Annotated in this window: 5 protein-coding genes; 4 read left to right on the top strand and 1 reads right to left on the bottom strand. The window is 75.3% G+C overall.

The genetic code is table 11. From position 1 onward, the window contains the following. Positions 1 to 10 precede the first annotated feature (10 nt). Positions 11 to 1414, bottom strand: coding sequence for a DegT/DnrJ/EryC1/StrS family aminotransferase (locus IE330_RS07875; RefSeq protein ID WP_190135145.1), 1404 nt, complete (start codon positions 1412 to 1414; stop codon positions 11 to 13). Positions 1415 to 1637: 223 nt separating this feature from the next. On the opposite strand from IE330_RS07875, the gene IE330_RS07870 reads away from it, so the two are divergent. The 4 genes from IE330_RS07870 to IE330_RS07855 all read left to right on the top strand — a co-directional run bounded on the left by IE330_RS07870 (position 1638) and on the right by IE330_RS07855 (position 12869). After that, on the top strand, positions 1638 to 3422 hold the full coding sequence (locus IE330_RS07870; protein WP_229925467.1) for a condensation domain-containing protein: 1785 nt from the start codon (positions 1638 to 1640) through the stop codon (positions 3420 to 3422). Positions 3423 to 3438: 16 nt separating this feature from the next. Next, positions 3439 to 11418 carry a non-ribosomal peptide synthetase gene (locus IE330_RS07865; RefSeq protein ID WP_190135143.1) on the top strand — a complete coding sequence of 2660 codons (7980 nt, stop codon included), beginning with the start codon at positions 3439 to 3441 and terminating at the stop codon, positions 11416 to 11418. A gap of 39 nt (positions 11419 to 11457) precedes the next feature. After that, positions 11458 to 12438: a helix-turn-helix transcriptional regulator gene (locus tag IE330_RS07860; protein WP_190135142.1), complete on the top strand. Its 981-nt coding sequence runs from the start codon at positions 11458 to 11460 to the stop codon at positions 12436 to 12438. Between the two features lie 218 nt (positions 12439 to 12656). Beyond that, positions 12657 to 12869: an MbtH family protein gene (locus IE330_RS07855; protein WP_190135141.1), complete on the top strand. Its 213-nt coding sequence runs from the start codon at positions 12657 to 12659 to the stop codon at positions 12867 to 12869. Positions 12870 to 12926 lie beyond the last annotated feature (57 nt).

Below are 12926 nucleotides of genomic sequence, written 5' to 3'. Positions count from 1 at the left end.
ACCGCCGCGGTCACCGGCCCGGGAACGCCGCGGACCACTCGGCGTCGGCGATCCGCGAGGCGCGCTCCCAGTGCGGCGTGTGGGCCGTCGTCGCGGCGACGGCGGCCAGTGCGTCGCGGTGCTCCCAGACCTTCTCGAACGCGTCGGCGTACCGGTCGAGCAACGGCCCCGCCTCCGGGTGCAGATGCGCCTTCTGCAGGGTGAAGGAGTCGTCGAGGACCCGCAGGGTGGCCGGGTAGTCCTCGGCGCGGTAGGGGCGGTCCACGACGCCGGGCAGCGACCGGACGTCGCCGGGGTGGCCGCCGCCGAACCCGCGCCGCTCGGTGAACACCCGCTGCGCGGGCAGCGGCTGGAGCTGGTAGGGCGCGGCGGGCACCCCTTCGGCACGCAGGGCCCGCTGGACGACGGCGCGCAGCGGGCCCGCGAACGCGTCGGCGAGGTCGAAGGCGGCGGGGTCCACCCGGAAGCGCAGGATGTGCCAGGCGTGGGTGCGGTCCCGCGGGACCTCGGGCACCAGGAAGCCGGGGCAGGAGGCGAGGCGGCCGAGGAGCCGGCCGACGTTCTCCTCGCGGACGGCCGCCTCGGCGGGGAAGCGCGTGAGCCGGCTGCGGGTGAAGGCCGCCTGCACGGCGTTCGGCTTGCAGTTCCAGCCCAGCAGGTGCGCCACGTAACTGCGGTCGCCGTCGGCCGGGATGAGCTCCCCGAACTGCCGCAGCATGGTCGCCCGCGTCGCCACGTCCGCGTCGTCGGTCGTGATCAGGCCGCCCTCGCCGCAGGTGGCGAGGTTCTTGCTGACGTTGAGGCTGAAGGTGTTCGCGGCGCCGATCGAGCCCACCGCCCGGCCCCGGTACCGCGCGCCGTGCGCCTGCGCGGCGTCCTCGACCACGGCGATCCCGTGCCGGGCGGCGATCGCGGTGATCCGGTCCAGGTCGGCGGGCAGGCCGTGCAGATGGACCACGACGACCGCCTTGGTGCGGGGCGTGATCGCGGCCTCGAACGCCGCGGGGTCCAGGTTGAACGTGACGGGGTCGATGTCCGCGAACACCGGCACGGCCATGAGGTGCAGCGGAGCGATGGCGCTGCCGATGAAGCTCAGGGCGGGCACGACGACCTCGTCACCGGCGCCCACGCCCACCGCGCCCAGCGCGACCGACAGCGCCGCGGTGCCGTTGCTCACCGCCACGCAGTGCCCGGTGCCGACGTGCCGTGCCCACTCCCGCTCGAGCCCCGCGATCTCCCGCTCCCCCGACGAGGCGGAGGTGAACCGGCCGGAGCGCAGCACCCGCCCGACCGCCTGCTCGTCCTCCTCGGTCACCCTCGGCCAGGGCCTGATCCGCAGCTCCCTGGGTACGGCTCGGGCGCCGCCGAACATCGCGAGGTCGGCCACCGACCGGGCCGGTTGCTGGATTGTCACCGTTGCGCCTCTTCTCACTGTGCTGCCGGGGTTCCGTGGTTCCGTGCGAACGTCGCGCCTGTCAGTGTCGGCGCCCGCCGTCGCGCCCGGCGGCAATCGCACCGGCAATTCAGCCGCCCTTTCCCGTAGCCCTCCCGGTATTGCCGCCGCTACTGCCGCCGGCTCCGGCCGCCGCTGGATAGCTTCGTCCTCGATTCCAGACGGACTCGGAATGAGGGAATACGTGACCAGCCCTTTCGATGCACCGAATGCGGGTGACGCCGGGCGCGTTCCGGTCACCGCGCGCCAGCGTCTCCTGTGCGAACTGGTCGCCGACGTGCTCCGGGTGGACGACGTCCGGCTCGACGACGGCTTCGTGGCGCTCGGCGGCGACAGCATCATCGCCATGCAACTCGTCAGCCGGGCGCGCAAGGCCGGTCTGCGGATCGCCGTCGGCGACGTGCTGACGCACCGGGACATGGAGGCACTGGCACAGGCGGCCACCCCGGTCGACCGGGAGCCGCCGCCCGTCGCGGACAACGGGGTGGGACCGGTCGTCACCACCCCCATCGCGCACTGGTTCCGGGAGCGCGGCGGCGGGGTGGACACCTACCACCAGCTCGCGGTCCTGCGGACCCCCGCCGGACTGACGCAGCCGCACCTCGTCTCCATGGCCCAGGCCCTGCTCGACCACCACGACGCCCTGCGCCTGCGCCTCACCGTGCGCGGCGGCGCGGGGGACTGGGCCCTGGAGACCCTGCCGGCGGGCGCGGTCGACGCGGCCACGGCCGTCCGGCGGGTCGACGTGGCACAGCACCCCGAGGACGACTGGCCCGCACTCGTGCGGCAGGAGTCGGACGCGGCGCGCGACAGGCTGCGCCCGCGCGAGGGCACCGTCCTCCAGGCCGTGTGGTGCGACGCAGGACCGCGACGCCGGGGCCTGCTCGCGCTGGTCGTCCACCACCTGGCCGTCGACTCCATCTCCTGGCGCGTCCTGGCCGCCGACCTCGCGACGGCCTGGCGGGCGGTCGAGGAGAACACCGCGATCGCCCTCGACCCGGTGCCGACCTCGTTCCGCCGCTGGTCCGCCGTGCTCGGCGAGCAGGCACGCGCCCGGTCCTGCGTCGGCGAACTCCCCGGCTGGCTCGACCGGTTGCGCCCCGGCGCCGCCCGGTTCGGCGACCGGGCGCGGGTGCCCGGCCGCGACCTGGAGAGCCAGGACCGGTGCTTCACCGAGTCCCTCCCGGCCGAGGTCACGGAGGAGATCCTCACCACGGTCCCCGCCCTGTTCCACGCCGACATCAACGACGTGCTCCTCACCGGTCTCGCGCTGGCGCTGGACGACTGGCACCGCCGGCGCGGCACGGAGGGCGACGGCACCGCGCTGCTGCACCTGGAGGGCCACGGCCGCGAGAGCGCGCTCGGGGACCTTGACCTGTCCCGGACCGTGGGCTGGTTCACCAGCATGTTCCCGGTCAGGCTCGACCTCGGGGAGCTGGACCGGGCGGAGGTCGACGCCGCCGGGCCCGCCGTGGGCGCCGCGGTCAAGCGCGTCAAGGAGCAGGTGCGCGGCATCCCCGACAAGGGGGTCCGGTACGGCATCCTCCGCTATCTGGACCCGGACACCCGACCGCTCCTGGAGCAGGCGGCCCGGCCGGAGTTCGTCTTCAACTACCTGGGCCGCTTCGCGGTCCCGGACGACGCCGACTGGTCGGTCGTACCGGAGTACGGCACCGGCCTGGACGGCACCGGGCCCGGCATGCCCATGGCCCACAGCGTCGAGGTCAACGCGGCCACGGTGGACGGGGCGGACGGCCCGGTGCTGCGCGCCACCTGGACCTGGGCCGACAGCGTCGTGTCCGAGGCGGACACCCGCGAGCTGGCCGCGACGTGGTTCCGGATGCTGCGGCTCCTGGTCACGCACGCCCGCGAACCCGGAGCGGGCGGACTCACCCCGTCCGACCTGACCCTGAGCTCGCTCAGCCAGCACGAACTCGAAGAAATCGAATCCGAACTGCGGGCTATCTGAGGAAGTGGCACGGAAAATGAGCCGATCAGTGGTCGAGGACGTCCTTCCCCTGTCGCCCCTGCAAGAAGGGCTGCTCTTCCACGCGTCGTTCGACCGGGAAAAACACAGCCCCTATCTCGCGCAATTCGCGGTGGACCTCGACGGGCCGGTGGACACCGCGCTCCTGAAGGCGGCCGCGGAGACCGTGCTACGGCGCCACGCCACGCTGCGGTCCGGATTCCGCCACCGGGCGTCGGGCGAACCGATACGCGTGGTCCGCCGCGACGCCCCCCTGGACTGGCGGGAGGTGGACCTGGACGGGGAGGGCGACGCGCGGGAGCGGTTCGCCGAACTGACCGAGCGGGACTGGGCGCGGGGCATCGACGTCGGCGGGTCCTCGCTGATCCGGTTCACCCTCGCCCGGCACACCGCCCGCCGCCACCGGCTCCTCGTCACCGCCCACCACCTCCTGCTGGACGGCTGGTCCTTCGCCCTGCTGTTCCAGGAGCTGTTCGCGGTGTACTCCCGCGGGGGCGGCACCACCGGCCTGGCGCCGGTGCGCCCGTACCGGGACTACCTGGCGTGGCTGGCGGCACAGGACCGGGCCGCCGCGGAGCGCCACTGGGCGGCGGCCCTGCGCGGGGTCGACGAGCCCACCTCCGTCGCGCCCGCCGACACCCGGACGGGACCGCCGCCCGAGGAGGTGGCGGTGCTGCTGCCGGCGGAGACGACCGCCCTGCTCACCGCGTACGCCCGGCACCACCACGTCCTGCTCAACACGGTGTGCCAGGGCGTGTGGGCCGTCCTGGTCGGCTCGCTCACCGGGCGCGACGACGTCGTGTTCGGCTCGACGGTCAGCGGCCGCCCGGCGGAGCTGACCGGCGCGGACGCGATGATCGGGATGCTCATCAACACGGTCCCGGTGCGGGTGCGCCTGGACCCGGCGGCCACGGTCAGCGAGCTGTTCGAGCAGATCCAGGCGGGACGCGCCGCGTCGCTCGACCACGACCACCTCGGCCTGACGGACATCCAGCGCCTCACCGGGTGCCCCACCGCGCTCTTCGACACCAACGTCGTCTTCGACAACTTCCCGATGCACGACTACCAGGTCGACTCGCCCGACGGCGACCTCCACGTCGGCGTCACCTTCCGCGACAGCGCGCACTACCCGCTGACCCTCGCCGTCGAACCGGGCGAGCGGCTCTCCCTGCGCCTGCACCACCGCCCGGACCTGTTCACCGCCGCCGAGGCGGCCGACATCGCCGGGCGCCTCAGGCTGCTCCTCGAACAGGTGGCCGCGGACCCGGACCGGCCGCTCGCCGCGCTGACCCTGCTGACGCCCGGCCGGCGCGACCTGGTCGTACGGCGGTGGAACGACACCGCGGCCGCGCTGCCCGAGGTGACGCTCGCCGAGCTGTGGGCCGAGCAGGTCCGGCGCACGCCGCACGCCACGGCCCTGGTGGCCGCCGGCGAGCGGCTGACCTACGCCGAGCTGGCCGCGCGCGTGGACCGGCTGGCGTCGCGGCTCGCCCACGCGGGCGCCGGACCCGAGCGGGTCGTGGCCGTGGCGCTGCCCCGGTCGGTGGAGCTCGTGGTCGCGGTCCTCGCCGTGGTCAGGGCGGGCGCGGCCTACCTGCCGCTGGACCTGGACCACCCCGCCGGGCGGATCGCCGCGATGGTCGAGGACGCCGGGCCGCTCCTCGTCCTGACCGACACCCGGAGCGCCGGGGCCCTGCCCGCCTCCCCGCCGCGGCTGCTGCTCGACGAGCTCGACGAGCCGGCCGCGTCCGCCCCCGCCCGGCCGGTGCCGCCGCGCCCTGCGCACCCCGCCTACGTCATCTTCACCTCCGGCTCCACCGGGCGGCCCAAGGGCGTCGTGGTCCCGCACGCGGCCGTCGTCAACCGCCTGCTGTGGATGCAGGAGCGGTACCGGCTCACCGGCGCCGACCGGGTGCTGCAGAAGACCCCGGCCGGTTTCGACGTATCGGTCTGGGAGTTCTTCTGGCCGCTGATCTCCGGCGCGGCCCTGGTCGTCGCGGAGCCCGGCGGACACCGCGACCCCGGCTACCTCGCCGACCTGATCCGGCGCGAGGCGGTGACCGTCACCCACTTCGTGCCGCCCATGCTGCACGCCTTCCTCCAGGAGCCCGCCGCGGCCCGCTGCACGGGCCTGCGCCTGGTCGTCTGCAGCGGCGAGGCCCTGCCCGCGCCGACGCAGCGCGCGCTGTTCGCCACGCTCGCCACCACCGAGCTGCACAACCTCTACGGCCCCACCGAAGCCGCCGTCGACGCGACCCACTGGGCGTGCCGCCGTGGCGACGAGAGGCGTACGGTGCCCATCGGCCGGCCGCTGGCCAACGTGTCGGCGTTCGTGCTGGACGGCGCGCTGCGGCCGGTGCCCCCCGGCGTGGTGGGCGAGCTCCACCTGAGCGGGGTCCAGCTCGCCAGGGGCTACACCGGGCGGCCCGGACTGACCGCCGAGAGGTTCGTGGCCTGCCCGTTCGCGGCGGGGGAGCGGATGTACCGGACCGGTGACCTGGTCCGGTGGACCGCCGACGGGGAGCTGGAGTACGTCGGCCGCGCGGACGCGCAGGTGAAGATCCGGGGCTTCCGCGTGGAGCCCGGCGAGGTCGAGGCCGTGCTCGCCGGCCACCCCGAGGTGGCCCAGGCCGCGGTCGTCCTCCGGGAGGACCGGCCGGGCGACCCGCGCCTGGTCGCGTACGCCGTGGCCCGCTCCGGGAGCCTCACGGAGCGGGAGCTGCGCCGGTTCGCCGCGGAGAGCCTGCCCGAGTACATGGTCCCCGCGGCCGTGGTCCTCGTCGAGGCCGTGCCGACGACGGTGAACGGGAAGCTCGACCGTGCCGCCCTGCCGGAGCCCGACCGGACCGCGGGCGCCGCCCGGGAGCCGCGCGGCCCGCGCGAGGAGATCCTGTGCTCCCTCTTCGCGGACGTGCTCGGCGTGGACCGCGTGGGGATCGACGACGACTTCTTCGACCTGGGAGGGCACTCCCTCCTCGCGCTCCGGCTGCTCTCCCGGATCCGGTCGGCCCTGGGCGAGGGGTTCGAGATCCGGGACCTGTTCGCCGCGCCCACCGCGGCCGGACTGGCCCGGCTGACCGGCGCCGCGCGCCCGGCGCTGACCGCCCGGGCGGGGACGGACCCCGTGCCGCTGTCGTCCGCCCAGCGACGGCTGTGGTTCCTGAACCGGATGGAGCGCGGCGAAGGCACGTACAACGTGCCCGTCGCGGTCCGGCTCACCGGGACGGTGGACCACGACGCCCTGGCGCGGGCGCTCGCCGACGTCGCGCGGCGGCACGAGAGCCTGCGCACGGTCTTCCCCGACGAGGGCGGCGAGCCGCGCCCGGTGCCGCTCGACGCGGTGCCCGGGATCGAGGTCGTCGAGGTGGCGCCGTCCGGCCTCGCCGACGCCATGACCGAGCGGGTCCGGCACCGCTTCGACCTCACGCGGGACGCGCCCCTGCGGGCCACGCTGTTCCGGCTCGCCCCCGAGGAGCAGGTGCTGCTCCTGGTCGTCCAGCACATCGCGGCCGACGGCTGGTCCCTGCGCCCGCTGCTGGGGGACCTGGGCGTGGCGTACGGCGCCCGCCGCGAGGGGACCGCCCCCGTCTGGCCGCCGCAGCCGGTGCGCTACGCCGACTACACGCTGTGGCAGGCCGAGCTGCTCGGCGACGCGGCGGACCCGGCGAGCCCGCTCAGCCGCCAACTGGACTACTGGCGCGGGCGACTGGCCGGTCTGCCCGCGGAGCTGACGCTGCCGGTGGACCGGCCGCGCCCCGCGGTGGCGGCACACTCCGGCGGAACCGTGGCCGTCGACTGGGGACCGGAGCTGCACACCGGGCTGCTCGACCTCGCCAGGTCCGCCGGCTGCACGCTGTTCATGGTGGTGCAGGCGGGCTTCGCGGCGCTGCTGACCCGGATGGGCGCGGGCACCGACATCCCCTTCGGCACCCCGGTGGCGGGCCGGACGGACAGCGCGCTCGACGACCTGGTCGGGTTCTTCGTCAACACCCTGGTGCTGCGCACCGACACCGCGGGCGACCCCGCCTTCGCCGAACTGCTGCGGCGGGTCCGGGAGACCGATTTGGAGGCGTTCGCCCACCAGGACGTCCCGTTCGAGCGCCTCGTCGAGGAGGTGCGGCCCGAGCGGTCGCTGTCCCGCACCCCCCTGTTCCAGGTCATGGTCCAGGTGCAGCACGCCGACACCACCGCCCCGGACTTCGCCGGCCTGGTGGCCGAGCGGGCCCCGGTGGACTGGGACGTCGCCAAGTTCGACCTCAGTCTTGAACTGGTCGACGAACGCGACGCGCAGGGCGCGCCGGCCGGCCTCACCGGCTACCTGGAATACGCCGACGAGCTGTTCGACCGGGCCACCGCCGAACAGCTCGTGGCACGCCTGCGGCGACTCCTGGAACAGGTGCTCGCCGCCCCGGACCGGCCGATCAGCGCCGTCGACGTGCTCTCGGCCGAGGAGCGGCAACGCCTCCTGCCCGGGGCCCCCGCGCCCGCGCAGCCGTCCCCGTTCCTGCCCCACGCGTTCCAGGCACAGGCCGCCCGTACGCCGGACGCGACCGCGCTGGTCTTCGAGGACACCGCGCTGACCTACGCCGAACTCGACGCGCGCGCCACCCGCCTCGCCCGTCGCCTCGCGCACCGGGGCGCGGGCCCCGACCGGGTGGTGGCGGTGGCCCTGCCCCGGTCCACGGACCTGGTGGTCGCGCTGCTGGCCGTGCTGAAGTCGGGCGCCGCGTTCCTGTTCGTCGACACGGCGTACCCGGCTCCGCGGATCGCCTATCTCCTGGAGGACTCCGGCGCCGCCCTGGTCGTCACCGACAGCGCGTCCGCCCCGTCGCTGCCCGCCCGCGACCCGGTGCTCGTCGACGCCCCCGCGCCCGACGACGAGCCGTCGGCGGAACCGAGGACACCTGTCGCCGCGGACCACCCTGCCTACGTCGTGTACACCTCGGGGTCCACCGGCCGCCCCAAGGGCGTGGTGGTGACCCACGGCGGGCTCGCCAACCTGCTGGCGTTCTACCGTACGGAGGTCATCGCGACCGCCGAGCGGAACCGCGGCTCCCGGCGCTGCCGGATGGCCCTGACGGCGTCCCTCTCCTTCGACACCTCCGTCGTCGGCCTGCTGTGGCAGGCCGTGGGCCACGAGCTGCACCTGATCGGCGACGACACCCGCCGCGACCCCGCCGCCATGGCCCGGTACCTGGACCGGTGCGGCATCGACGCCCTGGACGTGATGCCCAGCTACGCCGAGGAGCTGATCCGGCAGGGGATGCTCGACCCGGCCCGGACACCGCCCGCGGTGGTGATGACCGGCGCGGAGACGGTGGGCGAGAAGCTGTGGGCACGCCTCCGGGAGACCGAGGGCGTCACGGTCTACAACATCTACGGGCAGACCGAGACCACGGTCGACACGTGCTTCTGGTCGTCCGACGAGAGCGACCGGCCCCTCATCGGCCGCCCGATCGCCGGGGTGGACGCCTTCGTGCTCGACGAGGGACTGCGGCCCGTCCCGCCGCGCGTGGTCGGCGAACTGTACGTCGCGGGCGCCCAGGTGGCGCGCGGCTACGTCAACCGTCCCGGCCTGACCGCGGAGCGGTTCGTGGCGCACCCGTTCGCCCCGGGCCGGCGCATGTACCGCACGGGTGACCTGGTGCGGTGGACCGGCGACGGCGCGCTGGAGTTCCTCGGCCGCGCCGACGACCAGGTCAAGATCCGCGGCTTCCGGGTCGAACTCGGCGAGGTCGAGGCGACCCTGGCCCGCCACGAGGGCGTCGCCCACGCGGTGGCGGTGCTCCGCGAGGACCACCCCGGGGACAAGCGCCTCGTCGGGTACGTGCTCGCGCGGGACACCGCACTCGACGCGCGGCGCCTGCGCGACTTCGCCCGGCAGCACCTGCCGGACCACATGGTGCCCGCCGCGGTCGTCGTCATCGACGAACTGCCGCTGACACCCAACGGCAAGGTGGACAGCGCCGCGCTGCCGCGGCCGACGTACCCCACCGGCACCCGGCGCGCGCCGCGCGACCCGCGCGAGGAACTCCTGTGCGGGCTGTTCGCTGACGTGCTCGGCCGCGAGACGGTGGGCATCGACGACGGGTTCTTCGACCTCGGCGGCCACTCCCTGCTGGCGGTGCGGCTGAGCGGCAAGGCGCGCTCCGTCCTCGGCGTGGAGCTGCCGGTCCGGCTGCTGTTCGCCACCCCGACCGTGGCCGGCCTCGCGGAGAGCCTCGACGACATGCTGCCCGCCCGGCCCGCGCTCCGGGCGGCAGACCGCCCCGACGCCCTGCCGCTGTCCCACGCCCAGCAGCGGCTGTGGTTCCTCAACCAGTGGGAGGAGACGGGCACCAGCTACAACCTGCCCGTCGCCCTGCGGCTGACCGGGCCGCTGGACCGGGAGGCCCTCGCGCGGGCCCTGGCCGACGTCAGTGACCGGCACGAGAGCCTGCGGACGGTCTTCGTCGAGCAGGGCGACGGGCCGGTGCAGTCGGTGCTCGCACCGGGACAGGCCCGGCCGGAGCTGGTGCGCCGCGAGGTGCCCGAGGCCGACGTCGAGGCGGCGGTGCGCGCCGCCGCGGACCACCGCTTCGACCTGGCCGCCCAACCACCCCTGAAGGCGCATCTGTTCACGACGGGCCCGCAGGACCACCTCCTGCTGCTCGTGTTCCACCACATCGTCTGCGACGGCTGGTCGCTCGGACCGCTGCTGCGCGACCTCTCCACCGCCTACGCCGCCCGCACACGGTGCGAGGCCCCCCGGTGGGGCGCCCTGCCGGTGCAGTACGCCGACTACGCGCTGTGGCAGCGGGACCTCCTCGGCGACGAGGACGACCCGGGCAGCCTGCTGTCCCGCCAGCTCGGCCACTGGCGGGCCGCACTGGACGGCCTGCCGGTGGAACTGGCCCTGCCCACGGACCGGCCCCGGCCCGACGTCGCCGACGCCGCGGGAGGGTCGGTGGCCGTGGAGTGGGGCCCCGCCCTCCACCGCGACCTGCTCGCGCTCGCCAAGGAGCACCACTGCACCCTGTTCATGGTGGTCCAGGCCGGCTGCGCCGCGCTGCTCAGCAGGCTGGGCGCGGGGACCGACATCCCGATCGGCACCCCGGTGGCGGGCCGCTCGGACAGCGCGCTCGACGACCTGGTCGGGTTCTTCGTCAACACGGTGGTCCTGCGGACCGACGTCTCGGGCACCCCCAGCTTCGCGGAGCTGCTCCGCCGCGTCCGGGCCACCGCCCTCGCGGCCTACGAGCACCAGGACGTCCCGTTCGAGCGGCTGGTCGAAGCGGTGAACCCGCCGCGCTCACCCGGCCGCCACCCGCTGTTCCAGGTCATGGTCCAGCTCCAGCACGCGACCGATGGGCCCGCCTTCCCCGGGCTGCGGGCGGCCGAGCGGCCGGTGGAGTCGACCACCGCGAAGTTCGACCTGGTGGTCGACGTGGAGGAGCGGCTCGACCCGGACGGGGCACCGGCCGGTCTGGCCGGCGCCCTCACGTACGCGACCGCGCTGTTCGACGCCGCGACGGGGGAGCGGCTCGCGGACGGCCTGCGCCGGCTGCTCACCCAGGCCGCTCGGGACCCGGAGCGGCCGGTCGCCGACCTCGACGTACCCCCCGTCCAGGACCGGCCGGCCCCCGCCGCCACCGCGCACCCGGCTCCGGCGACTCCGGCGGATCCGGCGACTCCGGCAGCTCCGGCGCGGGACGCGGCACCGGCCGCCACCGGACCGCGTACGGAGCGCGAAGAGGTGCTCGGCGAGCTGTTCGCCGCGGTGCTCGGCCTGGACTCGGTCGGCGTCGACGACAACTTCTTCGCCCTGGGCGGGCATTCGCTGCTGGCGACCAAGCTCATCGCCCGGGTGCGCTCGGCCCTGGGTCGTGAGCTGCCGGTCCGCGCGTTCTTCCGGGCCCCGACCGTCACCGGGGTCGCCGCGTACCTGGAGACCGCCCGGCCCGCCCGCCCGGCGCTGCGGCCGACAGCCGCGCGCTGACCGCGGGGCGTACACCGACACACCTGGGAGACGGAGCCCATGCTCACCATGTTCGGACTGCAACGGACGGAAGAAGCGGTGTACCGGGAGACGCGCACCTCGCCCGCGCCGGACGCCGAGGCGATCGCCCACCGGCTGGCCCTCGCGCCGGACCTGGTCCGCGCCTGCCTCGACCGGCTGCTCGAACTCGGCCTGGTACGGCACTCGTTCGAGGTGCCGGACGGGTTCGCCGCGGTGGACGCGGTCCTCAGCCTGCGCCAGTCGCTGGCCGGCCAGCACGAGGAGCTGATGCGCCGGCAGCGGCGGCTCGCCGAGACCCACGCCGAGGTCGTCGGCCTGCTCATGTCCGGGGCCTCCGGCCCGTCGGGCAGGGCCGAACAGGTCGAGCGGCTCCTGGGCAGGGACCAGGTGCAGGGCCGCGTGGACCGCCTGGCCGGGGAGGCCACCCGCGAGGTGCTGACGTTCCGGCCCGGCGGCGCGCGCTCGGCACCGGAGCTGATGGCGTCGCGCCGCAACGACGCGGCGCTGCTGAGCCGCTCGGTGTCGATCCGCACCGTCGGCACGGACACCGGCTCCTACGACGCCGCGACGCTGGCCCACGTGCACTGGCTGACCGGCAACGGGGGCCAGTTCCGCGCCTGCGAGGCCGACCTGCCGCACCTGACCCTGGTCGACGGCTCAATCGCCCTGGTCCCCGCCGACCCGCACGACCCGGCGGCGGGCGCGCTCCACGTGACCGACCCCGGCCTCGTCGCCCCGCTGCTCGTGCTGTTCGAACAGACCTGGTCGTCGGCCACCCCGCTGGGCGCCGCCCGGCCCGCGGCTGGCGACGCCCCGAGCGGCACCGAACTGGCGCTGCTCCGGCTCGTCGCCCAGGGGTGCACCGACGCCGCCGCCGCGGGCCGGCTCCACATCTCCCACCGCACCGCCCGCCGCATCATGGCGGCGCTGATGGAGCGCCTCGGCGCCCGCAGCCGCTTCGAGGCCGGCGTCAAGGCCGCCCGGCTCGGCTGGCTCTGAGCGCCGACTCCGACCACCGGGGACGGCGCCGCCCCGCTCCGGCCGCCGTACGTACCGACCCCACCCGCTCACGTACCGACCGCACCCTCTTACGTACCGACCCCGCCCGCTCACGTACCGACCCCGCCCCCCTACGTACCGACCCCACCCCCTTCCGACCTCGTGACACACCGCACCGGGCCGCCCCCGAGGCCCGGCCCCCTCGAAAGGACCCTCCCGTGCACAACCCGTTCGACGACGACAACGGCTCCTACCTCGTCCTGGTCAACGCGGAGCGCCAGCACTCCCTGTGGCCCGCGGCCATCGACGTGCCCGCCGGCTGGTCCACCGCGTTCGGAGCGGACACGCGCACCGCGTGCCTGGACTACGTCGAGGAGCACTGGACGGACATGCGGCCCGCGAGCCTCGTGGCCGCGATGAACGGGGCCTGACCGATGGCGGCGCACACGACCCTCGCCCCCGGCGCCGGGCCGATACCCGCCGGGGCG

It is taken from the genome of Streptomyces longispororuber (genome assembly GCF_014656095.1).
Classification (GTDB): domain Bacteria; phylum Actinomycetota; class Actinomycetes; order Streptomycetales; family Streptomycetaceae; genus Streptomyces; species Streptomyces longispororuber.
The sequence above is the reverse complement of the archived record's forward strand: the minus strand, read 5'-3'. Positions and strand labels throughout refer to the sequence as shown.